Annotated in this window: 31 protein-coding genes; 13 read left to right on the top strand and 18 right to left on the bottom strand. The window is 49.0% G+C overall.

Going from position 1 to position 23,945, the window contains the following annotated elements:
- Positions 1 to 9: 9 nt before the first annotated feature.
- Together ACXADP_RS16525 and bshB2 are read right to left on the bottom strand one after the other, a co-directional pair.
- A complete protein-coding gene (locus ACXADP_RS16525; protein ID WP_474971951.1) occupies positions 10 to 744 on the bottom strand; it encodes a FixH family protein in 735 nt (244 codons plus the stop codon).
- A gap of 164 nt (positions 745 to 908) precedes the next feature.
- Positions 909 to 1,595 (bottom strand): bacillithiol biosynthesis deacetylase BshB2, encoded by a 687-nt coding sequence (bshB2, locus tag ACXADP_RS16520; protein WP_211225375.1) that lies wholly within the window; start codon positions 1,593 to 1,595, stop codon positions 909 to 911.
- 146 nt (positions 1,596 to 1,741) lie between these two features.
- On the opposite strand from bshB2, the gene nadE reads away from it, so the two are divergent.
- From nadE to msrA, 4 genes are all read left to right on the top strand, one after another.
- Positions 1,742 to 2,491: an NAD(+) synthase gene (gene nadE, locus ACXADP_RS16515; RefSeq protein ID WP_474967616.1), complete on the top strand. Its 750-nt coding sequence runs from the start codon at positions 1,742 to 1,744 to the stop codon at positions 2,489 to 2,491.
- A 2-nt stretch (positions 2,492 to 2,493) separates the two neighbouring features.
- Positions 2,494 to 3,057 carry a cysteine hydrolase family protein gene (locus ACXADP_RS16510; RefSeq protein WP_474971950.1) on the top strand — a complete coding sequence of 188 codons (564 nt, stop codon included), beginning with the start codon at positions 2,494 to 2,496 and terminating at the stop codon, positions 3,055 to 3,057.
- A gap of 360 nt (positions 3,058 to 3,417) precedes the next feature.
- Complete coding sequence (locus ACXADP_RS16505) at positions 3,418 to 5,328, top strand: endonuclease MutS2 (protein ID WP_474971949.1); 1,911 nt, start codon at positions 3,418 to 3,420, stop codon at positions 5,326 to 5,328.
- Positions 5,329 to 5,405: 77 nt separating this feature from the next.
- Positions 5,406 to 6,092, top strand: coding sequence for a peptide-methionine (S)-S-oxide reductase MsrA (gene msrA, locus ACXADP_RS16500; protein ID WP_474971948.1), 687 nt, complete (start codon positions 5,406 to 5,408; stop codon positions 6,090 to 6,092).
- A gap of 37 nt (positions 6,093 to 6,129) precedes the next feature.
- Here msrA and ACXADP_RS16495 read toward each other — a convergent pair whose 3' ends face one another.
- The 4 genes from ACXADP_RS16495 to ACXADP_RS16480 form a co-directional block, all read right to left on the bottom strand.
- Entirely contained in the window at positions 6,130 to 6,255 is a 126-nt protein-coding gene (locus ACXADP_RS16495; protein ID WP_474967620.1) for a hypothetical protein, read from the bottom strand.
- A 102-nt stretch (positions 6,256 to 6,357) separates the two neighbouring features.
- Complete coding sequence (locus ACXADP_RS16490) at positions 6,358 to 6,672, bottom strand: DMT family transporter (RefSeq protein WP_474967621.1); 315 nt, start codon at positions 6,670 to 6,672, stop codon at positions 6,358 to 6,360.
- A gap of 1 nt (position 6,673) precedes the next feature.
- Positions 6,674 to 7,018, bottom strand: a complete 345-nt coding sequence (locus tag ACXADP_RS16485) for a DMT family transporter (RefSeq protein ID WP_027956121.1) — start codon at positions 7,016 to 7,018, stop codon at positions 6,674 to 6,676.
- A 1-nt stretch (position 7,019) separates the two neighbouring features.
- Positions 7,020 to 7,613, bottom strand: coding sequence for a TetR/AcrR family transcriptional regulator (locus tag ACXADP_RS16480; protein WP_474967622.1), 594 nt, complete (start codon positions 7,611 to 7,613; stop codon positions 7,020 to 7,022).
- Between the two features lie 192 nt (positions 7,614 to 7,805).
- Here ACXADP_RS16480 and ACXADP_RS16475 point away from each other — a divergent pair, with 192 nt between their 5' ends.
- Together ACXADP_RS16475 and ACXADP_RS16470 are read left to right on the top strand one after the other, a co-directional pair.
- The gene (locus ACXADP_RS16475) at positions 7,806 to 8,012 is read left to right on the top strand and encodes a hypothetical protein (protein ID WP_027956119.1); all 207 of its coding nucleotides are present in this window, start codon (positions 7,806 to 7,808) and stop codon (positions 8,010 to 8,012) included.
- Positions 8,013 to 8,110: 98 nt separating this feature from the next.
- On the top strand, positions 8,111 to 8,839 hold the full coding sequence (locus tag ACXADP_RS16470; protein WP_474967623.1) for a PAS domain-containing protein: 729 nt from the start codon (positions 8,111 to 8,113) through the stop codon (positions 8,837 to 8,839).
- A gap of 147 nt (positions 8,840 to 8,986) precedes the next feature.
- Here ACXADP_RS16470 and ACXADP_RS16465 read toward each other — a convergent pair whose 3' ends face one another.
- Positions 8,987 to 10,102: an NADH:flavin oxidoreductase gene (locus ACXADP_RS16465; RefSeq protein WP_474971947.1), complete on the bottom strand. Its 1,116-nt coding sequence runs from the start codon at positions 10,100 to 10,102 to the stop codon at positions 8,987 to 8,989.
- A gap of 100 nt (positions 10,103 to 10,202) precedes the next feature.
- Between ACXADP_RS16465 and ACXADP_RS16460 the strand changes: the two genes are divergently transcribed.
- Positions 10,203 to 12,359, top strand: a complete 2,157-nt coding sequence (locus ACXADP_RS16460) for an ATP-dependent helicase (protein WP_474971946.1) — start codon at positions 10,203 to 10,205, stop codon at positions 12,357 to 12,359.
- Between the two features lie 55 nt (positions 12,360 to 12,414).
- Here the strand turns inward: ACXADP_RS16460 and ACXADP_RS16455 are convergent, their stop codons facing one another.
- Positions 12,415 to 12,879, bottom strand: a complete 465-nt coding sequence (locus tag ACXADP_RS16455) for a hypothetical protein (RefSeq protein ID WP_474971945.1) — start codon at positions 12,877 to 12,879, stop codon at positions 12,415 to 12,417.
- 201 nt (positions 12,880 to 13,080) lie between these two features.
- Between ACXADP_RS16455 and ACXADP_RS16450 the strand changes: the two genes are divergently transcribed.
- A complete protein-coding gene (locus ACXADP_RS16450) occupies positions 13,081 to 13,482 on the top strand; it encodes a GNAT family N-acetyltransferase (protein ID WP_474967627.1) in 402 nt (133 codons plus the stop codon).
- A 23-nt stretch (positions 13,483 to 13,505) separates the two neighbouring features.
- Here the strand turns inward: ACXADP_RS16450 and ACXADP_RS16445 are convergent, their stop codons facing one another.
- From ACXADP_RS16445 to sigY, 10 genes are all read right to left on the bottom strand, one after another.
- Positions 13,506 to 14,024 (bottom strand): DUF6241 domain-containing protein, encoded by a 519-nt coding sequence (locus ACXADP_RS16445; RefSeq protein WP_474967628.1) that lies wholly within the window; start codon positions 14,022 to 14,024, stop codon positions 13,506 to 13,508.
- An 86-nt stretch (positions 14,025 to 14,110) separates the two neighbouring features.
- Positions 14,111 to 14,881, bottom strand: coding sequence for an SDR family NAD(P)-dependent oxidoreductase (locus ACXADP_RS16440; protein WP_474967629.1), 771 nt, complete (start codon positions 14,879 to 14,881; stop codon positions 14,111 to 14,113).
- Positions 14,882 to 14,985: 104 nt separating this feature from the next.
- Positions 14,986 to 15,762: an ABC transporter permease gene (locus ACXADP_RS16435; protein WP_474967630.1), complete on the bottom strand. Its 777-nt coding sequence runs from the start codon at positions 15,760 to 15,762 to the stop codon at positions 14,986 to 14,988.
- On the bottom strand, positions 15,740 to 16,657 hold the full coding sequence (locus ACXADP_RS16430; RefSeq protein ID WP_474967631.1) for an ABC transporter ATP-binding protein: 918 nt from the start codon (positions 16,655 to 16,657) through the stop codon (positions 15,740 to 15,742). Before ACXADP_RS16430 ends, ACXADP_RS16435 begins: the two co-directional genes overlap by 23 nt.
- On the bottom strand, positions 16,654 to 16,848 hold the full coding sequence (locus tag ACXADP_RS16425; protein ID WP_474971944.1) for a PLD nuclease N-terminal domain-containing protein: 195 nt from the start codon (positions 16,846 to 16,848) through the stop codon (positions 16,654 to 16,656). Before ACXADP_RS16425 ends, ACXADP_RS16430 begins: the two co-directional genes overlap by 4 nt.
- Positions 16,849 to 16,865: 17 nt before the next feature.
- Positions 16,866 to 17,195 carry a YbjQ family protein gene (locus tag ACXADP_RS16420; protein WP_474967633.1) on the bottom strand — a complete coding sequence of 110 codons (330 nt, stop codon included), beginning with the start codon at positions 17,193 to 17,195 and terminating at the stop codon, positions 16,866 to 16,868.
- On the bottom strand, positions 17,176 to 17,373 hold the full coding sequence (locus ACXADP_RS16415; protein ID WP_474967634.1) for a hypothetical protein: 198 nt from the start codon (positions 17,371 to 17,373) through the stop codon (positions 17,176 to 17,178). Before ACXADP_RS16415 ends, ACXADP_RS16420 begins: the two co-directional genes overlap by 20 nt.
- Complete coding sequence (locus ACXADP_RS16410; RefSeq protein WP_474967635.1) at positions 17,370 to 17,582, bottom strand: sigma-Y antisigma factor component; 213 nt, start codon at positions 17,580 to 17,582, stop codon at positions 17,370 to 17,372. The genes ACXADP_RS16415 and ACXADP_RS16410 overlap by 4 nt, the downstream gene beginning before the upstream one ends.
- The gene (locus tag ACXADP_RS16405; RefSeq protein ID WP_474967636.1) at positions 17,579 to 17,896 is read right to left on the bottom strand and encodes a YxlC family protein; all 318 of its coding nucleotides are present in this window, start codon (positions 17,894 to 17,896) and stop codon (positions 17,579 to 17,581) included. The genes ACXADP_RS16410 and ACXADP_RS16405 overlap by 4 nt, the downstream gene beginning before the upstream one ends.
- The gene (sigY, locus tag ACXADP_RS16400; protein ID WP_474971943.1) at positions 17,889 to 18,407 is read right to left on the bottom strand and encodes an RNA polymerase sigma factor SigY; all 519 of its coding nucleotides are present in this window, start codon (positions 18,405 to 18,407) and stop codon (positions 17,889 to 17,891) included. The genes ACXADP_RS16405 and sigY overlap by 8 nt, the downstream gene beginning before the upstream one ends.
- Before the next feature lie 432 nt (positions 18,408 to 18,839).
- Between sigY and trpE the strand changes: the two genes are divergently transcribed.
- From trpE to trpB, 5 genes are read left to right on the top strand one after another with little or no spacing between them, the layout of a single operon-like run.
- Positions 18,840 to 20,345 carry an anthranilate synthase component I gene (trpE, locus tag ACXADP_RS16395; protein ID WP_474971942.1) on the top strand — a complete coding sequence of 502 codons (1,506 nt, stop codon included), beginning with the start codon at positions 18,840 to 18,842 and terminating at the stop codon, positions 20,343 to 20,345.
- Positions 20,342 to 21,364, top strand: coding sequence for an anthranilate phosphoribosyltransferase (gene trpD / locus ACXADP_RS16390; RefSeq protein WP_474967639.1), 1,023 nt, complete (start codon positions 20,342 to 20,344; stop codon positions 21,362 to 21,364). Before trpE ends, trpD begins: the two co-directional genes overlap by 4 nt.
- Positions 21,357 to 22,118 (top strand): indole-3-glycerol phosphate synthase TrpC, encoded by a 762-nt coding sequence (gene trpC / locus ACXADP_RS16385; protein WP_474971941.1) that lies wholly within the window; start codon positions 21,357 to 21,359, stop codon positions 22,116 to 22,118. Before trpD ends, trpC begins: the two co-directional genes overlap by 8 nt.
- The gene (locus ACXADP_RS16380; protein ID WP_474971940.1) at positions 22,115 to 22,771 is read left to right on the top strand and encodes a phosphoribosylanthranilate isomerase; all 657 of its coding nucleotides are present in this window, start codon (positions 22,115 to 22,117) and stop codon (positions 22,769 to 22,771) included. Before trpC ends, ACXADP_RS16380 begins: the two co-directional genes overlap by 4 nt.
- Positions 22,752 to 23,945: a tryptophan synthase subunit beta gene (gene trpB, locus ACXADP_RS16375; protein WP_474971939.1), complete on the top strand. Its 1,194-nt coding sequence runs from the start codon at positions 22,752 to 22,754 to the stop codon at positions 23,943 to 23,945. The genes ACXADP_RS16380 and trpB overlap by 20 nt, the downstream gene beginning before the upstream one ends.

Below are 23,945 nucleotides of genomic sequence, written 5' to 3'. Positions count from 1 at the left end.
GTCCTTTTTTTATTCGATTACTTCTATGGTCTGCTGTTTTTCACCTTGAAGGTCTTTCTCTTCCTGTTCATAAACGACGGTGACTGTATAGTTTCCTGCTTCCTCGAACGTGTAGGATCCTTGGTATTCCCCCGGCTGTTTTTCTTCAGCCGTGACTTCGGTTTCCTCACCACCTGCTTCTGGTGTAATGAGGTATTTCACCTTACCTTCTGTGAACGGTTCCTCCATATGATTGATATGGGCCGTAAGCATGGATTCACTTCCGGCAGCGAATGTTTCTTCTGTCATCAAATGAACCATGAACTTGCTGGATTCCATATCCATGGCCTGTCCCTCTTCTCCATGGCCGACCTGTACTTCTTTTTGGGGCATCGTATGCAGATCATCGACTTGCGTATGAGCAATCACCTGGTAGGAGCCTTCCTGTTCAAACGTATAGGACAGCTCGTAAATGCCGTCTTCTGTATGTTCGGCTTCTTTCGTTACCGAGTCTTCCTGCCCTTCCTCTGTATTCCAGATTTCAAACTTAACATAAGAGGCATCAGTGACAGGCTCCTCTCCCTGTGTCACTTCTGCGCGGATATCGACGGGTTCATTGACTGGATAGGGCTGCTGTTCGAGCAGCACTTCAACTTCAGGTATGGGAGCGGCCTGGTCTTCACTTCCGCTGTTCTCCGAATCAGCACAGGCCGTTAAAAAAATCGTAAGTATAAGGGCTGTCACTAAAATGGCTGCGTTCTTCAAAAAATCATCTCCTTTATGTTGACCCTTTTTATAGAATATCATTTCCATCATGGTCATGGAGTCCTGAATTTAGACAGATCGGTGAAAATCTGCCAGTGTAAGAATGATTTGGATCGTTCGAACTACAAAAAAAGTCCTGCTCCATGGAGCAGAACTTTTATGTTTTAGGTGACCTGATCGCTGGACCAGTCATACGTATAAAATTTCTCTTCGGTCACCCATTTAAGAGCTTCCGGATCGTTGACCTTGATGCCTTCTTCAAGCATTTCCAGCATAGCAGCTGTCTGGGAGATATGGGCGCGCATGGCATTCATTTTCTGTTCCTGGACACCGCGGATGTCGTTAATCACGTCCGGACTCCCCAGGTTTTCCTCTGTATCATTGGCGAAGGCAACAGCGTGGAACTTCGGGCGTTTGTCTTCATCGATGTCGCGCAGCGCCCGGACAACGGCGCGCGCTGTCGCTTCATGATCGGGATGGACGGCATATCCTGGATAAAAACTGATGACAAGGGATGGGTTCAACTCGTCGATGAGCTGGCTGACCATATTTTTCATCTCTGTATCGTCTTCGAATTCCAGTGTTTTATCCCGGAGCCCCATCATACGGAGATCTTCGATGCCCATAGCTTCAGCCGCTTTGACAAGCTCTCTGCGCCGGATGTCAGGCAGTGATTCCCTCGTGGCGAACGTGGGACGGCCGAGGTTTCTTCCCATTTCCCCAAGTGTGAGGCAGGCGTAGGTTAATGGTGTGCCCTGATTTATATAAGTGGAGATCGTTCCGGACACGCCGAATGCTTCATCATCCGGGTGGGGGAAGATCACGAGTACGTGTTGTTCATTTTGTATCATATCTTTCACTCCTTGAAGAGGATCACTAGTCTCCATTATTGCCTACTTTTTTAAAAATGAAAAGTCATTTGTTTATAGAGCAGGTTTATAAAAAGGAAGTAAAAGGAAGAAGAGGGTTAGATGACATTTTGAAGGGAGTTTTTACGATGGAAGAACGTATTGACTATTTAGTCCGGTGGCTGCAGGATAAAGTCGAAGAAGCAGGGGCAGATGGAGCCCTTGTCGGGATCAGCGGCGGAATTGATTCAGCTGTCGTCTCCTACCTTGTTAAAAAGGCATTCCCTGAACAGTCGCTTGGTGTCCTGCTGCCGATCAACAAAGAGATGGAGGAACAGACGGATGCGCTGGCCGTTGTAGAAGGGGCGGACCTTGATTACATCGGTATCAATCTGACGGACGCCTATGAAACGACGTATCAGGCAGTAAAAGGACAGATTGAGGAGAAAGGGGACTGGAAGGAGGATAAATCGCAGCTGGGTGGAGCGAACCTGAAGGCGCGCCTCCGCATGAGTACACTGTATGCCGTTGGAAACAACTACAATTATCTTGTTGTTGGAACGGATAATGCCGCAGAGGATTATACAGGCTACTTTACCAAGTACGGGGATGGTGGCGTTGACCTCGTACCGTTGATTAACCTGAGAAAAGAAGAAGTCCGGGAAATGGCGGGAGCGCTGGATGTGCCTTCCTCCGTTATTGAGAAAAAACCGAGTGCAGAGTTGTGGGAAGGGCAGACGGACGAAGATGAGCTCGGCATGTCCTATGATACGATTGACGCTTATCTGCGCGGGGAGAAAATCGATCCCGAAGATGAGAAACAGCTGAAAGACAGACATAAACAGACGGCCCATAAGCGCCAGATTCCTGCAGGGCCGGAAGAATACCGGGGAGATTAAACATGAAATCGTCCACGGCCCTTCTTATTATTGATATGATGAATACATTGGATTTTGACGGGGGAAAGGACCTGTTGGAGTATGCTCTTCCTGCGGCTGAAGATCTGCAGAGCTTCAAGCAAGAAATGAAGGAGCAGGGGATTCCTGTCATTTATGTGAATGACAACTTCGGTCTGTGGCAGGACAACGCCTCCGACATCATAGATACATGCCGCCAGTCCAGGGGAGAGCCGCTGGTGGAGCTTACGCAACCGGAAGAGGATGACTTCTTCATCATTAAGCCGAAGCATTCCGGTTTTTTCGGGACGCAGTTGGAGATTCTTTTGAATCAGCTTGAAGTGAGCCGGTTGATTTTATCAGGAGTCGCTGGAGACATTTGTGTTCTGTTTACAGCGAACGATGCGTATATGAGGGATTATGAGCTGTGGGTTCCTTCGAATCTATCGGCCTCGGAATCGCATGAAGGGAACGATAATGCGATGAAAATCATCCGTAGATCGCTCGGAGCAGAAACCGCCCCGACATCCGAACGGAAACTGCAGGATGTCTTTTCCGTTGACAAATGAACGCGAATCTCCTATATTAAAGAGGATGAATCGTCTGTTCCACGCAGAACGATCCTTATAACAAAGGAGAATGATGTATGAGTGTGGTAGTTCTTAACTAATCCATGAACTGGATACGTTTCTAATCAGGTGTAAAAAGTGTGCACGGTTGCATGCTTGTTTAAGTGCCGCCTTTTTAGGAACAGTTAAGAACAAGCATAAGCATAGCCTGGACAGATACGTCTTTGAAGCTGTGGCTGCTTTTCAGTCACAGTTTTTTTGTATCCCGTGGAACAGACGACGTTCACACAAAAGTCCGCGATGAGCTTATTTCAGCTTGCCGCGGGCTTTTTTATATGGATAAATATAGGAGGAATCACATTGAACGAACAAGCTTTTCAAGTATTGGAATATCATGAAATTTTGAACCGTACAGCTGAGCATGCCCATACAGAACTGGGAAAACAGACCATTATTGAATCAAGACCGATTCAAGATCGAAAACGACTGGAACTGATGCACGAGGAAGTAGAAGAAGCCAAAGCCATCCTCGCCACCCAGAGCCGTGTCCCGCTCCATACGCTCGCTGACATTCAGGGAATGCTGGAGCAGGCGCAGAAAGGCCTCTACCTTCAACCGAGACAGCTGATGGTTCTGCTTTCTTTCCTGGATCATTGTACGAAACTGAAGCGGTTTATGAAGGGGCAGCAGCTGATCGCTCCGAGGATTGCTTTCTATGCAGAATCCATGACGGAGCTGACCAGTCTTGAAGAAAATATCGCCTCAGCAATCCGCCATGCGCAGGTCGACGACCATGCTTCAAAGGAGCTCGCAAAGATCAGGAGAAAAAGAGAGAAGAAAACAGAGGAAATCAAGGAACGAATGAACAGCCTGGCTAAAAAGTATGCGTCCATCATGCAGGAGGCACGTCCCATGGATAAAGGCGGCCGGTGGACACTGCCGGTGAAAAGGGAGCAGCGCTCAAAAATGAAAGGAACCGTGCTGGATCAATCGGCGTCTGGAGCCACTCTCTTTGTTGAACCGGAAGAAGTGACCCGCCTTCAGGAAGAACGGCAGCTATTGACGTTCAGTGAGGAGCAGGAAGTCGAACAGATTTTATATACGTTGACTGGAGCGGTGCTGGAGCATGAACAGGATCTCTCCATAGCTGTCGAGACGATGCTTCAGTATGATGTTTTATTCGCGAAGGCCAAATACAGTCGTCTGACGGGGGCTCATACACCGGTATTTACCGATCACGAGTTGAAAATCAATCAGGGCCGGCATCCGATGCTCGGAGAGAAGGCGGTGCCCCTGACCCTTCACATGAATGAAGGGGAACAGGCGCTGCTTATTACAGGTCCCAATACCGGCGGAAAGACGGTTACATTGAAAACCGTCGGCTTGTTCTGCCTGATGGCCCAGACAGGACTTCACATTCCCGCAGAGCCGGGAAGTCTTCTTCCGTTATACCAGTCGATTTATGTGGACATTGGGGACGGTCAGAGCATTGAGGAGAATTTGAGTACGTTCAGCTCACGTTTGACGAACTTGATTGACATTTTACAAAAAGCGAACGACCATTCGCTGTTGTTATTAGACGAAATAGGATCCGGTACAGAACCTGGAGAGGGGATGGGGCTTGCAACAGCCATCCTGGATCAGCTGGCCGCCAAAGGATCGGATATTCTGGCTACGACTCATTATAGTGAAATGAAAGCTTATGCGAAGGAAAAGGATGGGTTCATCAACGGTGCGATGGCATTTGATCTGGAAACGTTGAAGCCGACGTATCAGCTGCAGACGGGTACAGCCGGCGAGAGCCAGGCGTTCGACATCGCTTATAAGCTCGGACTGCATCCGGATATTCTTAACCACGCTCATCAGATCACCTACAAGGAAGAGGCATCCTATAAGCTGGAGGAAGAACAGCGCAAACATTCCTCTTATGCCAGTCAGGTGGCCGTCAACCGGTATAAGAAGAACCGGAAGCGTAACGACAGCAAACAGCCGCCTTCTTTCAAAATGGGCGATAATGTGCATGTCCCTGATTCAGATGCGGCCGGTATCGTCTACACAGGCCCGGATGCAAGAGGCAATTATGTAGTTCAAGTGAAGGGGGAGAAGCAGACGTACAATCATAAACGGTTGAAACTGCATATCCCGGCCGAAGAGCTTTACCCGGAAGATTACGATTTTGATATCATTTTCAAGTCGAAGGAATACAGGAAAATCGACCGGATGATGAACCGCAAGTATGTGGAGGGGCTCACCTTGGAGGACGAAGAGTAAAGACAGCAGAATTCTGTCTGGAATTTTTATTCCGTGGTATGCTTAAAGAAATTCAACACAACAAGGGAGGCCTCTGTGTGAAGAAAAAAAGGATATGGACGGCCGGCATCATCGTTCTGCTTATAGGCGCAGCATTTGCTGTCCCTGAGATTTACTCCTATGTAACAGAGCGGAATTATGAGAGTGAGGAAGTGGCTGCATCAGAAATTCCGGAAGGGTACGAAACAGCTGTGCTGGCTGGAGGGTGTTTCTGGTGTATGGAGCCACCGTTTGAAAAATTGAAGGGCGTCCATAGTGTCGTCTCCGGCTATACCGGTGGAGATGTGGAAAATCCGACTTATGAAGAAGTGTCTGCCGGGGGGACCGGCCACATTGAAGCGGTGCAAGTTTATTTCGACCCTGATGTGATTTCCTATGCGCAGATCCTTGATGTTTTCTGGAGGCAGATCAATCCGACGGATGATGAAGGTCAGTTTGTAGACCGCGGGTATCAATATACATCAGCGGTGTTTTATCTTAATGACGAGCAGAGACAGACGGCAGAACAGTCCCGCAGAGAACTCGAACAGTCCGGACGGTTCGATGAGGACATCGTAACACCGATTGTTGAAGCAGAGACATTTTACCGGGCGGAAGAATATCATCAGGATTATTACAAGAAAAACAAGATCCGCTATGACTACTACCGAGGAAATTCCGGGCGTGACCAATACCTTGAAGAAACGTGGGCAGAAGATCTGAACGTGGATCTTCCCCGAAAATAAAAATAAAAGCCTTTCCGCTTCAAAGCGGAAAGGCTTTTTAATATTGTTTCGTTTCCTGTGATATTTCAGGATTGGCATCTACTTCAGGATCTATATTGGTGTATCCTACATAACTGAAACCAAGCACAATGATTACCATGACAGCCATTAACACTCTACGCATCTTTCTATTCCTCCATCACTGCAGAAAATGTCGGTACACTGCAGCAGCCTGCTTCTTTTATTGTAAGCATTCTTTGAAAAGAACACAAGGTTGTGATGGATATTATGAAACCAATTTCAAACCGATGATACCAGTGAGGATACAGGCAATAAACAACAGCCGTTTCGGTGTTGCTTTCTCATTAAAAAAGAGGATGCCCAGCAGGACGGTTCCTGCCGATCCGATTCCTGTCCAGATCGCATAAGCCGTGCCGATCGGAAGGTCATTCAAAGACAAGGAGAGGAAATAAAGACTGCCGCTCATCGCAATGGCGGCACCCAGTGTCGGCAGCTTTTTTTTAAACCCATCCGACAATTTTAAAAAGAACATGGAAGTCATTTCTCCTGTTCCTGCGAGAATTAAGAAAATCCAAGCCATGTTATCCCTCCTGTGCCTGACTTGATGAAGCGGAATCTGTCATTTTCAATCCGATAATTCCCGTAATCAACAGAACGATGAAGAATATCTTCCCTATACCACCGGCATCGCCGAGAAAAATCATACCGACCAGCGCTGTTCCTACAGCCCCCACCCCGGTGAATATGGCGTAGCCTGTGCCTACATCCAGGCTTTTTAATGCCATTGTAAACAAAGCGAAGCTGATGATGATGCAGACGACGGTGATGGTGGAGTATAGAGGCTCGGTAAAGCCCTCGGACAGTTTCAAGCCGACCGCCCAGGCGATCTCAAACAAGGCGCCGACAAACAAATAGACCCATGGCATTTTACGATCCCTCCTGATGTTGTGTCTGGATGCCGAGCCAGAAAATTTCCCAGCTGCTGAGCTGGCGCTGTTCGAACACATCCTGATCATAGTAGTTTTCTTCCAAGAACAGACCGTCAATTAACGTATAAAAAGCAGAAGTCAGCGTATCTGTAGAAAGAGGGCGGATTTTCTTCTCCGCTATTCCTTTTTCCATGATCGGCTGAATGACAGCGGTCATTTGATCTTCCACCATAAGGAATACCTCTTTGATTTCAGCCGTAAACTTTTCAGGTGGGAAGAAGGTGACACGCTTAAAAAAAAGCCCTTCTGTGGAATGGGCCATGCGTTCTAAATAAAACCGGTAGAACTGGTGAAGCTGCGCTTTCACCGTCATTCCCTTCAGTTGTGGAGCTTGCTGCATGATCCGTTCCTTTTCCAAATCTCCGACGTGATAAAGCACATCGAGGAAGATGGCATCCTTATTGTCAAAGTGATTATAAAGAGACGGTTTTTTAATCCCGACAGCATCGGCGATCATCGTCAACGACGTGTTCTCATAGCCATGTCTGGCGAAAAGGCGTAAACTTTCCTGCCTGATTGTTTCTTTTGTCATCCAATCATCCTTCCTGACTACAAACTAACGGTCGTTAGTCTTTAGTTTACCACGTTTGAATTCTTCAGTCCAGTTCACCGTAAATTCGACATGTTTAGTCATAGGGTGCAAAGGGAATGATACTTCAAAAGAGACAGAAGACAGGGAAGGAATGTCTCTATAGAGAATTCCAAGTAGAAAGGGTTTGAGTAGGTGAATCAGTACAGACTCGATCGATACGAAGGTTCATACGCAATCCTTGTAGAGGATTCAGAGTTTCAGAATGAATTGTACGTGTTGAAAGAACGACTGATCGGTTTTGTGAAACCGGGAGACTGCCTGGAAATTGAATTTGATACTATAGGAAACTTAAAGCACGTTGCTATCATATCTACGCCTGACAAAATGGAAAAAGCATAAAAAAGAGTGCGTCATCATTGTTCAAACAGAACCTGATGGCGCACTTTTTTTGTTTTAAGACCGTTCATTCCAGCCAAATATAATGAGGAGGCTTATGTATGATTTTACAGGCGGCCATGGATCTTCTGGATGAAGGGGTATTGATTTCTGATGATCAGTATATCATTACCTATGTCAATCCGGCATTTATTGAATTGTTTGGTCTTCAGGGAAATCAAGCAGCGGGGGAGTCCCTTCACACACTCTTTCCGGATATCGATCCGGAGAGGCGGGTGGTGACAAATTCAACGAAAGAACAAAGGCCTTTGATTGTAGATGATTATCCGATGCATTGGCAGGGGGAGGAGTATGTATTCAAGGTTCATACCCGACCATTTACATATGAAGGGAAGGGCTACAATCTAACCAGGATTTTTGACAGGACCCAATCCTATTACAGGGAGAAACAGCTGATCCACATCATTGAGGAAATGACGGCGAACATCGTAAAAGTGGCTGATGGCTTTGCCCTGCTTCCCCTGCAGCCGATCCTCAGGGAAGAGCAGAAGGAGGTCCTCCTGACCCGTGTGCCGGAGCTTTGTCAAAACCAGCGGATCAATCGTCTGGCTGTTCAATTTTCTGGAATCGTGTCCGTAGAAGATGAATGGGTGCACCTGCTTAGAGACTTGATTGTCAGCCTCCAGCTGCTTGGTATTGAAGTGGTTCTTGCTGGAATGCGTCCACAGGTGGTGATGCAGTTCACACAGAACCGGATCAGTCTGTCCGGTGTGCGGACGTTCAAAAACCTTCCTCAAGCCGCAGACTACTTTTTAAATAAGCGGAAGTAAGGAAGTGGTCTTCTTCGGGTTCTGGAAGTATTTGTACCCTGCCGGAACTGTTCCTGTTTGATGTGGACATTCAGCGGAAAGAAAAAAAGCTTGTAGAGAAACTAGGTTTCTCTACAAGCTAAGGCGCATGAGACATGCGCCTCTTTTTCATCTCCGTACTTCTTTTTTCAATTCGTGATCCTTAATTTCCGCCTGTGGCAGCATGATGGATGAAAAATCGAAGGGGTCCAGATGCTGACCGTTAAGGATGCGGTTCGGTGCATCCGGATTTTGGAGCGCTGCTGTACCGAGACTGATGAAATCAGCCTCTTCGCTGCTCAACAGCTGCAGGGCTTTGTCTGTCTCATGAAGACCGCCGTTGGCAATGACAGGAAGACCACTGAACATCTTCGCAGCGGCAGCCATGGAAAGGGACCCCTCTCCGAAGCTGGAGGCTGTTCCGTCTTTATCTGTTACATGGATGAAATCGATCGGAGATTCACCGAGTTTACCGAAGATGGTTTTGGCATCTGTTTCACCAAGAGCCCAGCGGTGTTCGCCATCGGAGGCTTTCCCCTGCGAAATCCGAATGCCGAGAAGGTAATCATGGCCGACTTCCCGCCTGACTTCCTTGATGACTTCAAGAATATACCGCATCCGGTTGGTCGTTGTTCCTCCGTACTGATCTTCTCTCTGGTTGAAATAATCGGTCATGAACTGATCCAGCAGGTAACCATTGGCTCCGTGAAGCTCTACGCCGTCAAACCCTGCTTCCTTAGCCAGTCGTGCAGAGTGTGCGAAGGACTGCTTGATTTCTTCCAGTTCCGCATGAGTGGCTGCTTTCGGGGTAGGGAACGGGCCTTTCCCACCGTAAAAAGGCAGCTGATCATTTTTAGGGGCCACAGCTGAAGGGGCGATGGTTTGGTCCGTGTAGGCGTTTCCCTGCGACTGGGCACCTGCGTGCATGATTTGAGCAATGAACAGGGATCCATGCTGATGAACGCCCCGGACGATTGGCTTCCAGGCGTCCCGGTGCTGTTCGTCGGCAAGCCCCGGCTGGTTTGAGTATCCCTGGGAGTAGGTACGGTCCGGGTAGATGCCCTCGCTGATGACTGCTCCGAATCCACCTTTAGCATAGCGCTCATAATACTGCTTCATCCGCTCATTGGCTGTCCCGTTGTTGGCCGCGCTGACTCTTGTCATCGGTGCGACCACATAGCGGTTTTTAAAGCGGTTGTCCTGAACGATCTTTTCTTCAAATAAAGGGGTGATATCGCTGGTCATAATTTCCTCTCCTTCCACAGGTCCATATCCGTTCCACTGAGGCTTCAAACCGATTCAGTGTGCTATAATACAAACAAATGTTCTTGGAAGGTGAATCACTATGGAAAAACTGATGGAAGGATTGAACGAAGCTCAGCAGGAGGCTGTCGTTTCTACGGAAGGATACATCCGCGTCGTGGCCGGTGCAGGTTCGGGGAAAACGAGAGCACTGACGCACCGGTATGCGTTTATCGTCAATGAACTGGGCGTGGATCCGGCCCATGTATTATCTGTAACCTTTACGAATAAGGCAGCTCATGAAATGAGGAGAAGGGTGAAGCGCCTGATCGGCGGCGAACAGGATACAGGATTCATTACGACTTATCACGGCTTCTGCGTCCGTGTGCTCCGAGAGGATATCCATCGTCTCTTCTATCCGAAAAATTTCTCCATTTTAGACGTCGAAGACCAGAAAACACTGCTGCGGGAGATATTTGAAGATATGGGGTTGAAGATGAATGAGAAAACCTTCAAGCGCCTTCTGGACAAGATCGGAATATTGAAAGGAAATACCCATTATGTCCAACAGATGATCATGCGCGGCGGCATGCCTGCGGCTGATGAATCCGGTGACCTGGACGGGCAGATTCTACAACACTATTTAAAAAAACAAAAACGCGTGTACGGCCTGGATTTCGATGACCTGCTGAATTTCGTCTTTGTCCTTTTTGAACAATATCCGGATGTACTGTCCAAATGGCAGGACCGTCTGTATTACATCCAGGTCGATGAATTCCAGGACAGCAGTCTGAAGCAGTTCGAACTTGTACGCATGCTCGCACAGGAACATGAGAACCTGTTCGTTGTTGGTGACCCTGATCAGACGATCTACGAATGGCGGGGGGCGGATCCGAAGTATATGGTCGAGTTCGACGAATTTTTCCCGGGGGCACAGACAGTCTTTCTGAAGGAAAATTACCGTTCCACCCCTGAAATCCTCTCCCTTGGCAATGCGTTGATTAAAAATAACTACTTCCGTGTGGATAAGGATATGCTTCCTGTCCACCCGCCTGGAGTCAAAGCGGTCCATTACCACGGAAAAAACGACATACAGGAAGCGAAATGGATTGTTCAGCAGATTCAAAGTCTTGTTGAGGAAAAGCAGGCGCGGCTCAGTGATGTGGCTGTTTTATACAGAGCAGGTTATTTATCGCGTTATGTGGAGCAGGAACTTATGGCGGAAAACCTGGAGTATACTATTTTCGGAGGTTTTAAATTTTTTGACCGGATGGAGATCAAGGATGCTCTCGCTCATCTGAAAATGATCGCTGCAGGAGATGACTTATCGTTTTCAAGACTGATCAATGTGCCGAAAAGGCAGATCGGTAAAAAACGGATGGCCTTTATCCGTCAGAGGGCAGAGGCAGAGGGGCTTTCTTATTATGAGACCTTGAAAAAATACGCGGATCATGAGCAGCTTCAGCGGACAGGGGCCAAAGCATTCATTGGTGCCATGGAGGAACTCAAGGAGAGGAAGAAAGAATTGAACGTGTCGGAACTGCTGCAGGAAGCGATGCAGAAGACGGGTTATGAAGCCTGCCGCCGCGAAGACGGGGACCAGGAACGCCTGGATAATCTGGCCGAACTGCTTCACTCCATCGTCCAGTATGAACAGACGCTCGGAGAAGATATCGATTTGGATGAGTACCTGCAGATGATTTCTTTGTATACCGATCACGACAGAGAAGAGCGTACGGATACGATCAAACTAATGACGATCCATACTGCCAAAGGTCTGGAATTCCCCTATGTTTTTGTGATCGGCATGACAGAAGGGGTCATGCCAAGTGTGCGGACCATCCGTCAGCGGAAGGAGCGTGGGCTTGAAGAAGAGCGGAGACTTGCCTATGTCGCCGTTACCCGTGCCGAAAAGGCGTTGTATATGACGGAGTCGGAGGGCTTTCAAAATGGAGGGCAGAAAAAATATCCGTCCCGCTTCATCTTTGAGGTGGACGAAGATTTATATGAGCGTGTCGGGGACCTGGATCCAGCCCTTATAGAAGAAGCGGAGGATTACATCCGGGCCTCTCACCATTTAAAACAAGAGGCTCCTCAAAAAGGGTTTGAAAAAGGAACACGTGTCCATCATCCCGTGTTCGGTATCGGGACTATTCAATCCATTGATGAAAAGAAGAACACGTACCTTGTTTTCTTCGATAACCTGAAGGCACCAAGGCCGATCAGCCGGATGTTTAAGAAACTGGAAAAAGTTCAATGAATACGGCAGTCTGTGACCACATAAAAAAGCTGCGGGGAAGGTTTCCCGGCAGCTTTTATAGATGATTGGCGATTTCCACAGCTTTTTCCGAACGCTCTTCAGCAGGCCCGTAATATTCAACCTGATAGATGATATCTTCTTCTCCTTCATACCATTCCACAAACACATGTGTCTCTTTTTCCAGTACGCCTGCCAGCGCTCCGGAATCCAATGGTACCTGCAGTTCGGATTTCTGCAGGATGTTTCCGGGACTGTATAAGGTCGTAACGACAGCTTTCTGCTCGGTATCGGATGTATAGGTTACCTCGGCTTCATTTTCTCCAACAGAGGATTCCACCATGGTCACTTCAAAAGGCATATCAGAAGGCAGGCCAAGGTTTTCCTGCTGTGTTTCAGAAAGGTTCTGGATAGGATCTGCGAAGTCCTCGGGATAAGCAGCGGTTAAATCTTCATAGGATAAATTTTGTGAGGAACAGGCAGCCAGAAAAAATAATCCTGTCAGCATCAACCAACGTTTCATAGTCATTCCACTCCTTGTGTCGATAAGAAAACAATCGCTCTTATTTTATCATACTTTTCTCTCATCATTGACGGAAAAAAGACACATAGAATGAAACGAATAGGGAATTGTATCGTATAATAGAGTAAAGAGATCAGGCTTCATCATAGACAGACTGGGAAACTTAACAGGAGAAAACTTGGAAAAGAAAGGGAGGAAACGATGGAATCCATTCAAATCCGCTCGTTTCGCGAACAAGACTTTGATAGTGTTCATCAGTTGAATCAACAAGAAGGATGGGAGGGGCTTGTGCAGTATAATGAAGAAACGCTGTGCGCCTGGATCAATTCGGAACCTGCCCTCGTGGCCGTGGATGAATCTGGAGAACTCGTCGGTTATTTGAGAGGATTGACCGACGGGACGACCACTTTGTACATCTGTGAACTCCTCGTTAAGGAATCCTGCCGCAAGCAGGGAATTGCCGAACAGCTTGTAAGAACCGCCCATGAATGCTATCCGAACGCCCGCGTGGACATGCTGGCTACAGAAAGCTCGGAAGGCTACTATTCTCATTCAGGCTACCGCTCGTTCTATGGTTTTCGTAAAGCAGCCGAAGAAATGTAAAAAAACTGACCCCGGAGACGGGGTCAGTTTTTTCGTTTCTGCATGAATTGGGCTTCTTCCTGAGGAGAGAGCACACCTGTGGCTTTGCCGACGTTCCCGTTCTGAAGCGTCCAGATCCGGTTATGGTCCTCATCAGCCGTTGAGAAATCACCTGCGTGCCATTTCGTCAGGATCTCTTCATATGTCTGTCTATGAGTAAGCGTGGTCTGATCCAATCCCTCAAGCAGCCACTCAATACGTTCCGGGTGGATAGTTGTAAATCCCCACTTTTTATCGGCTTTCACTTTCTGGTGGGACATGGAGTGGATGTAGCTTTGATAATCGGAATCTGTCAGTTCGCTTTGGCTTTTTTCATGACCGAATGGATTTTTACCTTCTTCCTCATAGGTCTGAAGCTTTTCATCTGCTTCCTCAGCGGATTCTTCTACGGCTTCCTTGACTTCTTGTTCTGTCATTGCTTCAGCCTGTGTGCTCATCAAATACCAGCCTGTGCCGGCAGCTGCGAGCAGAAGAAGGACGGTGGATAAGATCCATTTCTTCATACCTCTGCCCCCTGTTTAAGAATTTTCTTCCAATATATCAAGTATAAAGGAGATGGCGGCAGGAGGAAAGGTCTGGGACATAAGAATTATTGATCCATATAATGAGCGGCTTTTGCAGCCCAGGAACGAGGAAGCAGTTTCGCCGCATAAGCCATCGTCTGGTTGGCCGGCCCGGGAATGATGACACGGCGGCCTTTAACAAAGCCGACAAACCCTGATTTAGCAACAGCTTCCGGTGTCATCGTCTGCTTGACCAGCTTCGTATGCTCTGCCTGAGCTGTCTTGAAGAAGTTGGTTTCTGTTGCGCCCGGGCACAGCGTCGAGATTGTGACGTTCGTGTCCCTCAATTCCTCCACAAGAGCTTCGGAGAAGGAAAGGACGTAGGCTTTGGATGCATAATATACGGCCATTTTCGGCCCGGGCTGAAACGCCGCAGTGCTGGCGATATTCAGGATGCCTTTTGGAATGGAGCGGAATCGTGCCGCTTTGATTTCCGGCAGAAACAGGTGGGTGAGCTCTGTGAGTGCATTGACGTTGACTTGCAGCATTTTCTGCTGGTCTAACAGCGGAAGCTCCTCAAACAGGCCGTTCAGGCCGAACCCTGCATTGTTCACGAGCACGGTGACGTTCAAGCCGAGTTCTTTGACTTTGTCGTAAACAATTTGGGCGGCCCCGGGTTCTGACAGATCCTGCGGAAGAATGGTAACGGGGTGGCCATCCAATTCATTTCGCAGCTCCTCGAGTTTATCTTCAGATCTTGCTACAACGATCAAGTTATAACCAGCCTTCGCGAAAAGCAGGGAAAGTTCATACCCGATTCCCCCGGAAGCTCCGGTAATCAGTGCAGTCGGCTTCATGCAAATCTCTCCTTTAGACAATCCAATAGTTTTATTGACAATAGTCTATACCCTATTGGGTGGGAGTACAACTCTTCTTCCTTTTGATCCGTAAATTTTGACATTCAGGAGAGTCTGGTGCTTTTCTTCAAACGTTTCGTTCCTGCATAAAGGAGAAGGATGGTAAGCGCGGCTGTGACGAGACTGGTGTACCATAAATCCTCAGGCACTTCTCCCGTAATGAGAAGAGAACGAAGGTAGGAGGACAGCCGTGCGGGACTCCAGGCGAGGTACTTGGAAAACAGACTGGTGACCAGGCTCATGGTCATGAGGGCTGCCAGTGTGAAAAACAGGACGAGGCCGGGGATACGTGACCAGGCATTCATAAAAAGACTGATGCTCGTAAGAAATAAAATCCACAAGCTGTAGAAAAAGATCACTCCGGCTGCGGCCGTAAAGGACACATCTCCAAAAAGGAGCTGGACGTAATACCAGCTCGCTGTCAGGCCGATGGCAGCAGAGAGGATCAACAGTGTGGAAGCAGCCGCCCACTTCGCCGTCAGGTAAGAAAAGTAAGAGACCGGTTTCACGAGGATCAGCTCCGCCACCCCTGATTTTTTCTCTCCGGAGATTGTGCCCATCGTGATGAGTGCAAGGACGAGGATACCCAGCGTGTTCAGCTGGGAAATGCTCATCATGAACACCTCGGAAGGGGGAGGGGTGGGCAGGTCAAAGACCGCCCCTTCCGGAAGACCTCCGGCAGCTTCAATAATCACCGGAAGATAATAGGTGGACAAGGGGTCAAGGATACAGAAGAGAATAAAGACAAGAGGTACCCAAATCCATTTGTAATTCCTGATCATTTCAAGCCATTCCTTCTTATAGATGGTGATCCACTGCATGGTTTTTCACCGCCTTTATAAATAAATCTTCCAATGTCGGCCGTCCGACTTCGAAGTGGACAAGCGGCCATTCGTTTCGTGAGGCTTCCTCCAGGACTTTCTTCCTGACCATTCCACTGTCCGACACATAGAGGTGAAGGGTCTGTTTATGCCATTCCACACGATTGACCTCGGGCCATGCGCTCACATAATCCTTCCAATTTTCGGTGTCCATCGAAAACTGGAGGGTTAGTTTTTCCATAGGATGGCGGGATTTCACATCATCAATCGACCCAGATTCAATCATCTTTCCTTGATGCATCAGTAGAATTTCATCACTCACTTCTTCAGCGTCGTTCAGGATATGGGTGGAGTAGAGCAGGAGGGTTTCCTGTTTCAGCTCTTCCATCAGTTCCAGAACTTCCCGGCGCCCGATTGGATCCAAGGCAGATACCGGTTCATCAAGCAGGAGAACGCCGGGGGTGTGTATGACCGCCTGTGCGATGCCGAGGCGCTGCTTCATCCCTCCGGAGTACCGGGCGATTCTTTTGTTCTGAAACTCTTTCATCCCCAACCGGTCCAGCGTCTTATCCGCCTGTTGCCCTGCCTCCTGCTTGGAGAGGCCGGCAAGACGGGCGGCATATAACAGGAATTCCCGTCCTGTCATCCATCCATGAAATTGAGGATGCTGAGGCAGGTAGCCGATGTGAGCGCGGATATCCCCGGGTGTTCCTTCAAGGTGTATCGTTCCGGAATCAGGAATGAGCAGTCCGGCTATGAGACGCAGGGTGGTCGTTTTCCCTGCGCCGTTCGGACCGAGAAGAGCCATGCATCTGCCTTTTTCCAACTGAAAGGATACGTCGTCCACAACAGGGTGCCGGCCGAACGATTTCGTGAGGTTGTTCACCTGCATCATCCTTCCTCACTCCTTCCGAAAATAAAGTAGGCGACAGGCCCGAGCGTATTGACAAAAATAATCAGCAGCACCCACATCCACTTCGGGCCGCGTGTTTCTTTTGTTCCTGCCAGGCTGATGAGCGCGGTTACCATTAAAATCAACTGGACAGCCATCAGCGGGAGGAGAACAGGGAGGTTGTCCGTGAGCATGTGGAGAACCCCCGCTGTCATTGTGGACTCCTTTCTGCAAGGGTGACCGCTGTTCCGTAGGCGATGATTTCAGAAGCGGCACTCGTAATAGAGGACGTTTCCAGGCGGACGGCAATGACAGCATCAGCCCCTTTCTCCTCTGCATGTTGAATCAATCGTCCGATGGCCTGCTGACGGGCGCTGTCCATCATACTTGTATAATCTTTAATTTCTCCCCCGACAAGATTCTTTAATCCCGCCAGAATATCTTTTCCCACGTTTTTCGACTGGACTGTACTGCCACGCACAAATCCTTTCACTTCCTGAACGTCATATCCAGGAACAAATTCAGTAGTCACGATAATCATTCCAGTGTTCCTCCTTTTTTTCTTCCTTGGCTTCCTTCCACAGCTTTATGATTACGAGTGTGAAAGCTGCATAAGAGATGAGTAGAAGAGCGATTCCCGTCCAGATGGACACAAACAGGATAAGAGCGTAAGCTGCCAGTTGTGCGGCTGTACCTGCCGCAATGAGGATCATCTTCATTCTGTTGGATCCTTCCAGATTGTTTTGCACAGGATGATGAATACGATGGTTGGGAAAGGGAATTGAATCAGTCCGACAAGGCCCCACAGCCAGGGGGTCCGTCCGCGTTTTTTTGCCTGGATGAACAACAGGGTGCTCTGGGTGATCAGGATGGCGGCAATGATTCCCCACCCCCAGACAGGGATTTCTTCAGGTCCATAATGCTTCATTTATCGATCATCACCATTTCTCTTTTCTCCTTCCAAACATACCCAAGCAGCACGGCAGCGGCTGTTCCTTGAATGATGATGAACAGGGCCGGTACGAAATAAAAACTGAGTGCGAGCCCAGTGATCATCATAAGAGCGGCCGTCCATAACAGCATCAATTCCTTCCACAGCCTCTCATGCCATGCTTTCCTTTCCTCTCTCACAAGCGTTTCGAAATACAGGAGGGGGGGTTCGTCCGTGTCCAGCTGCTGATCCATCTGCTGGAACCCCTGCTTCAGCTTTTCCTCAAGAGAAAGGTTCTTCTTGTCATCCATGTTCATTCAACTCCTTTCGCAGCTTCTCCATACCATAATGCACCCGTGATTTCACCGTTCCGGTTCTGGATTTCGTCATGTCAGCGATTTCCTTGTATTCACACCCATAGTAATGTTTCAAGAGGACGGGGATCCGGTATTTTTCATCAAGGTTCCAGAGAGCCTCCTGAACGTCCAACCATTCTTCTGGAAGCTGCTGCGGGGTCTGCAGTTTTAGTCGTTCCTTTTCCTGCTGCTCCAGTTTTTCGTTTCTCTGTTGTTTTCGTCGTGTATCGATATACGTATGGGTAGCGATGCGGATCAGCCACGTGGAGAATTTGGACGTTCCCCGGTACTGGTCAATCTTCTGGATGGCTTTCATGAGCGTGTCCTGGGTGACGTCATAGGCCAGCTGTTCATCGCCGCACATTTTCCATACATATTTCATCACAAAGGAGTAGTGTTCTTTCAGGAGCCGGGCAAGACTTTCTTCGTCTCCATTCCTGGCACGTGTCAAATCGTTGGCTTCCATAATCATTCCTCTCTTCCCGCCTGTATATAAGACGTCACTGGCTGTGGATGCGTTCAAAAGAAATCCCGGTTTTTTTGTGGTGTGCTTTTCCTGGAGCCGTTCAGCGTTTCTTATATTATAAACAGATAGCTTTGAAGAACCGCAGCGGTTTGTTAAGGTGGAAATAGAGTTGCTGGAAATTCTCCGGTTGACTTTATTATCTGAATTTTATAGACTGTGAGAAAGTATTTTATAAATGAATACAAAGTTAGTTGAGAAGAGAATGAGTTGAGTTGAGGAATAGGATGAGCAGAGCAGAGCCGAGTAAGAGCGAGGAACCGCTGGACGTACGGAGCTGGTTGGTTGCCTGGCCGAACCCCTTTATTTCATCCACTCATTTTTTCATTCCTCAACGTCTCGTTCTCCATAAACCCTTTATGGAGAGGTGAGCGAATGACCACTTACGAAACATTTCAAACCGATGCGGAAGCGTACCGCACCATTCCCATCAGTCAATCCTTTTTTACAGATACGATTACACCCATTCATATGTTTCATGCATTGAAAGATGAAGCTGTCTTTATGCTTGAAAGCCAGGACCCGGAATCCCCGTGGTCGAATTTTTCATTCATTGGACTCGATCCCATGGTCCAGGTGAAAGAGAAAAGCGGCCGGTTTCTTATTGAAGATTACCGTCTGCAGACAACAGCATACGAAGAGACCTTCAAGGCCGCTTATGAAAAAGTGGTGCGCGATCTGGAGGTGAAGCAGCCGGAAATCGATCTTCCATTTAAAGGAGGCGGGGTCGGTTACATCAGCTACGATGCCATCTCAGATTTCGAACCGGTGGAACCGGCGGAACAGGATGACCTGAATCTTGCCCGCTACCACCTGCTGTTCTGCCAGACCTTGATCGCCTACCATCATAAAACGAAAGAAACGACGATTCTTTCCTTCGGAAGAGTCGACGAGCCAGAGACTTCCCGTGAAGTTTATGATACGACGAAGGCACGCATCAAAGAGATTACAAGCCGTTTGAGAAAAGGCAGCGATTTGGAAGATTTGATGCTTGGGGAGGAATCGGGAGAAGAGCAGGAACTCGTCCTTTCCAGCAACTATGAGCCGGAAAAATTCAGGCAGGATGTGGAAACGATTAAAGAGTACATCCGGGCCGGGGATGTTTTCCAGGCTGTTTTATCCCAGCGCTTCCACACCATTACAGACCGTACAGGCTTCGAGCTTTACCGGGTGCTGCGGAAAGTGAACCCATCTCCTTATATGTTCTACTTGAATATGGAGGATGTCGAAGTGATCGGAAGTTCGCCGGAGCGGCTGCTTGAAGTACAGAACGGGCAGCTTGAAATCCATCCCATTGCCGGAACAAGGAAGCGCGGGCAGACTCAGGAGGAAGATGACCAGCTGGCAGAGGAACTCCTTGCAGATGAAAAAGAACTGGCCGAGCACAGAATGCTCGTCGATCTTGCCAGAAACGATATCGGCCGTGTCGCTGAATTCGGAAGTGTGGACGTTCGTGAGTATATGACGATCGGGCGTTTCTCGAAGGTGATGCATATCATCAGTAAGGTGACGGGGCAGTTGAAGGAAGGGGTTTCACCGATCGATGCCCTTATTTCCTCCTTCCCGGCCGGAACGTTATCCGGAGCACCGAAGGTCAGGGCCATGCAGATCCTTCGTGAACTGGAGCCTACACCGCGTAATCTTTACGGCGGCGGCATCCTTTACCTTGGGTTTGATGGGAATATCGATTCCTGCATTACCATCCGTACAATGACTTTAACGAATAAAAATTTATATATTCAGGCCGGAGCCGGTGTGGTTGCCGATTCCGATCCTGAGGCTGAATATCAGGAAACACTGAACAAAGCCAGCGCCTTGAAGAGAACGATCGAGTTAGCAGAGCAGGTATTTTCGAGCCGAGAAGGAGTGGAGACGAGATGAAACAAACGTTGAGCCGGGTTGTAGCCGGAGAGTCCATGAGCGAGCAGGAAGCCTTTGAAACGATGAACACGATCATGAATGGAGGAGCCACAACCGGACAGTTGATGAGTATGCTGAGTGTCATGAGCTACCGCGGGGAAACCGTCGAGGAGATGACCGGGTTCGTCCGCGCCATGCGTGAGAACATGACAAGGATGGATGTGGACGATGCTTCCCTCGTAGATACGTGCGGGACCGGCGGCGATGGTGCATCCACTTTCAATATTTCGACGGCGGTATCACTCGTTCTAGCCAGTATGGGCGTGAAGGTCGCCAAGCATGGCAATCGGAAAGTTTCCTCGAAAAGTGGAAGCGCCGATGTTCTGGAATCTCTCGGTGTTCCAATTGATACGACACCGGAGCAGGGAGCGAAAGCCTTGGAGGAAAAGGGAATGACCTTCATGTTTGCTCCTCTTTATCATCAGGCTATGAAGCATGCCGGTCCAGCACGTCAGGAGCTTGGGTTCCGTACGGTGTTCAATCTGCTTGGACCGATGTCCAATCCGGCCAATGCAAGACGTCAGCTGATCGGGATTTATGACACAGCTTATGCCGAGAAAATGGCTGAAACCCTTTATAAGCTGGGTTCCGAACACGTCCTGCTCGCCACCGGCCGTGACGGTCTGGACGAAATTACGATTACCGGGGAAACCGATCTTGTGGAAATGAAGGACGGGAACATCCGCCGCTTTACAGTCAAACCGGAAGACTTCGGGATGGCCAGAGGAAACATTGAAGACATTCAAATAACAGAAACTGAGGAAAGTGCCGCCATCATTAAAGCCGTCCTTTATAACCGGGCAGGGGAAACAGCGGCATCGATCGTTACCTTGAATGCAGCAGCCGGGCTGTATGTGGCTGGTAGAGCAGAAACGCTGGAAGACGGTGTCATGCAGGTCCGCGAGGCCATTCAATCCGGCAGGACCAAAGAGTACTATGAATCTATCGCGTCAGAAAGGGAGAATCGCCAGTATGCTTGAAACCATCTTAGCTGTGAAACATCAGGAAATTGAAAAAATGTACCTGCCTGAGGAACAGTCCTTCCCGAGGCATTCCTTATATGAAGCGTTGAACGGGGCAGATCCATCCGGACTGATCGCCGAAGTGAAGAAGGCTTCCCCTTCCAAGGGTATCATCCGTGAAGACTTCAACCCTGTCCGCATTGCGCATGATTACGCCGAAGCAGGCGCCCATGCCATATCTGTTTTGACCGATCAGCACTTTTTCCAGGGGCATCGCGATTATTTGACACAGATCAAGCAGGTCGTGGACATTCCTGTCATGAGAAAAGATTTTATCATCGATTCCGCCCAGGTCGTTGAAAGTGCGTATATCGGTGCCGATGCGATTCTTCTGATCGGTGAGGCGCTGGAAGCGGAGAAGCTTCACGAGCTTTACAACCAGGCCTATGAGCTGGGAATGGAAGTGCTTGTGGAAGTGCACAGTGAAGAGACCCTTGAAAAAGTGCTGAACCAGTTCACACCGAAAATCCTGGGCATCAACAACCGCAACCTGCATACGTTCGAGACATCCTTGAAGCAGACCGAACGGATGGCGGCTCTTGCACCGGAGGAATCGCTGCTCGTTTCGGAAAGCGGCATTTTCACAAATGAAGATGTTCAACAAGCCGCCAGGTATGGGGCGAAGGGGGTTCTTGTTGGAGAATCGCTGATGAGGCAGGATGATATCAAAAAAGCCGTACGTACCCTGCTTGAAGGAGTGGAGGTCCAGTGAGGGAGCCTATAGTGAAATTGTGCGGCAACCAGTCGCTTTCTGACACAGCGAAAACGGCCTCCTCCAAAGCCTCTCATCTCGGCTTCATTTTTGTGAAGCGGACGAAGCGCTATGTGCGCCCTGAGCGTGTAGGTCGCTGGATTAAGAAAATCCGTCCGCGACAGAAGCTTGTCGGGGTGTTCATTGACCCTACAATAGATGAACTGGAGGAAATTCTCCATTTCGTGCCGCTGGATGTCATTCAGCTGCACGGGAACGAGACCGTTTCCCAGCTGCTGCAGATCAAAGAAGCTTTTGGTCTTCCGGTCTGGAAGGTTGTTCATCATCAGGATGGTGGTCTCGACCAGATGGACGTATTTAAAGGCGTCGCGGACGGTTTTATCGTGGACAGCAAAGTCGAGGGGGCATCCGGAGGTACAGGGGTCCGGTTTGACTGGGAAGCGGTCCCTGCCTACAGGGATGCCGCTTTTGATCAAGGAGTGCCCTGCCTGATCGCTGGTGGAATCAAGCCTGAAAACGTTGGTGAACTGTTGAGTTGCCAGCCGGAGGGTATCGATATTTCCAGCGGGATTGAACGAGAAAATAAAAAAGACATTGGTAAAATACAAGCGATTATGAAAGAGGTGGAAGCAAATGTTGCAAGCATTTCCTGATATTAAAGGCCGATTCGGTGACTTCGGGGGCAAATACGTACCGGAAACGTTGATGGGCCCGCTTCAGGAGCTTGAAGAAGCTCTGGATGAAGCTATGGCGGATCCTGAATTCCAAAATGAATACCATCATGTGCTCAAAGAATACGCGGGGCGTCCGACTTCTTTGACGTATGCCGATAAAATCTCCGAGCACCTCGGCGGAGCGAAAATCTATTTGAAGCGTGAGGATTTGAACCATACCGGCGCCCACAAACTGAACAATGCGATTGGACAGGCACTTCTGGCTAAGCGGATGGGCAAGGAAAAGATCATCGCTGAAACCGGAGCCGGTCAGCACGGTGTCGCTTCTGCCACGGTCGCTGCCAAATTCGGTCTGGAATGTATCGTATTTATGGGTGAGGAGGATATCCGCAGGCAGGAGCTGAACGTTTTCCGTATGAAGCTGCTCGGTGCTGAAGTCGTATCTGTTTCCAGTGGGAACGGAACACTGAAGGATGCAACGAACGAAGCGATCCGCTACTGGGTCGCGAATTGTGAAGATCACTTCTACCTGATCGGTTCTGTCGTCGGACCGCACCCGTACCCTCGGATGGTCCGCGATTTCCAACGCATCATCGGAGACGAATCAAGACGTCAGTTCCTTGCGGTTGAAGAAACTCTTCCGGACCGCATATATGCCTGTGTCGGCGGCGGAAGTAATGCAATGGGCATGTTCTACCCATTCCTACAGGACGACAGTGCCCTTGTTGGGGTGGAGGCAGCAGGAAAAGGCATTGATACACCGGAACATGCCGCCACGCTTTCTAAAGGAACGCCAGGTGTCATTCACGGATCGCTGACATACTTGATGCAGGATGATAACGGACAGATTACCGAGCCGTATTCCATCTCGGCAGGCCTTGATTATCCGGGCATCGGCCCTGAACATGCCCATCTTTTCCAGACAAAGCAGGTCCGCTATGAAGCTGTGACGGATCAGGAGGCCCTGGACGCGCTGAAGCTTCTTACGCAGACAGAAGGCATTATCCCGGCCATTGAAAGTGCCCACGCTCTTGCTCAGGCTTTCAAGGAAGCCGGAAACATGGAAGCGGATGAGACGATTCTCATCAACCTGTCCGGACGCGGGGATAAGGATATGGCAACACTGATGGAACATTTCCAGGAGGAGGTTTAA

It is taken from the genome of Halobacillus sp. AWH4_228 (assembly GCF_056158365.1).
Note: the sequence above shows the minus strand (reverse complement) of the source record. Positions and strands in the feature narration are given on the sequence as shown.

Coding starts and splice junctions, on each gene's coding strand:
- ACXADP_RS16425 (WP_474971944.1), bottom strand. CDS start 16,848: ATGCTCACGGACAACCTCCCTGTTCTCCTCCCGCTGATGGCTGTCCAG.
- ACXADP_RS16445 (WP_474967628.1), bottom strand. CDS start 14,024: ATGAAGAAATGGATCTTATCCACCGTCCTTCTTCTGCTCGCAGCTGCC.
- ACXADP_RS16440 (WP_474967629.1), bottom strand. CDS start 14,881: ATGAAGCCGACTGCACTGATTACCGGAGCTTCCGGGGGAATCGGGTAT.
- sigY (WP_474971943.1), bottom strand. CDS start 18,407: ATGGAAGCCAACGATTTGACACGTGCCAGGAATGGAGACGAAGAAAGT.
- ACXADP_RS16460 (WP_474971946.1), top strand. CDS start 10,203: ATGGAAAAACTGATGGAAGGATTGAACGAAGCTCAGCAGGAGGCTGTC.
- trpB (WP_474971939.1), top strand. CDS start 22,752: ATGTTGCAAGCATTTCCTGATATTAAAGGCCGATTCGGTGACTTCGGG.
- trpC (WP_474971941.1), top strand. CDS start 21,357: ATGCTTGAAACCATCTTAGCTGTGAAACATCAGGAAATTGAAAAAATG.
- ACXADP_RS16470 (WP_474967623.1), top strand. CDS start 8,111: ATGATTTTACAGGCGGCCATGGATCTTCTGGATGAAGGGGTATTGATT.
- bshB2 (WP_211225375.1), bottom strand. CDS start 1,595: ATGATACAAAATGAACAACACGTACTCGTGATCTTCCCCCACCCGGAT.
- ACXADP_RS16480 (WP_474967622.1), bottom strand. CDS start 7,613: ATGACAAAAGAAACAATCAGGCAGGAAAGTTTACGCCTTTTCGCCAGA.
- ACXADP_RS16415 (WP_474967634.1), bottom strand. CDS start 17,373: ATGAAGATGATCCTCATTGCGGCAGGTACAGCCGCACAACTGGCAGCT.
- ACXADP_RS16450 (WP_474967627.1), top strand. CDS start 13,081: ATGGAATCCATTCAAATCCGCTCGTTTCGCGAACAAGACTTTGATAGT.
- ACXADP_RS16485 (WP_027956121.1), bottom strand. CDS start 7,018: ATGCCATGGGTCTATTTGTTTGTCGGCGCCTTGTTTGAGATCGCCTGG.
- ACXADP_RS16455 (WP_474971945.1), bottom strand. CDS start 12,879: ATGAAACGTTGGTTGATGCTGACAGGATTATTTTTTCTGGCTGCCTGT.
- nadE (WP_474967616.1), top strand. CDS start 1,742: ATGGAAGAACGTATTGACTATTTAGTCCGGTGGCTGCAGGATAAAGTC.
- ACXADP_RS16465 (WP_474971947.1), bottom strand. CDS start 10,102: ATGACCAGCGATATCACCCCTTTATTTGAAGAAAAGATCGTTCAGGAC.
- trpD (WP_474967639.1), top strand. CDS start 20,342: ATGAAACAAACGTTGAGCCGGGTTGTAGCCGGAGAGTCCATGAGCGAG.
- ACXADP_RS16420 (WP_474967633.1), bottom strand. CDS start 17,195: ATGATTATCGTGACTACTGAATTTGTTCCTGGATATGACGTTCAGGAA.
- ACXADP_RS16410 (WP_474967635.1), bottom strand. CDS start 17,582: ATGAAGCATTATGGACCTGAAGAAATCCCTGTCTGGGGGTGGGGAATC.
- ACXADP_RS16490 (WP_474967621.1), bottom strand. CDS start 6,672: ATGGCTTGGATTTTCTTAATTCTCGCAGGAACAGGAGAAATGACTTCC.
- ACXADP_RS16435 (WP_474967630.1), bottom strand. CDS start 15,762: ATGCAGTGGATCACCATCTATAAGAAGGAATGGCTTGAAATGATCAGG.
- ACXADP_RS16495 (WP_474967620.1), bottom strand. CDS start 6,255: ATGCGTAGAGTGTTAATGGCTGTCATGGTAATCATTGTGCTTGGTTTC.
- ACXADP_RS16510 (WP_474971950.1), top strand. CDS start 2,494: ATGAAATCGTCCACGGCCCTTCTTATTATTGATATGATGAATACATTG.
- trpE (WP_474971942.1), top strand. CDS start 18,840: ATGACCACTTACGAAACATTTCAAACCGATGCGGAAGCGTACCGCACC.
- ACXADP_RS16405 (WP_474967636.1), bottom strand. CDS start 17,896: ATGGATGACAAGAAGAACCTTTCTCTTGAGGAAAAGCTGAAGCAGGGG.
- ACXADP_RS16430 (WP_474967631.1), bottom strand. CDS start 16,657: ATGATGCAGGTGAACAACCTCACGAAATCGTTCGGCCGGCACCCTGTT.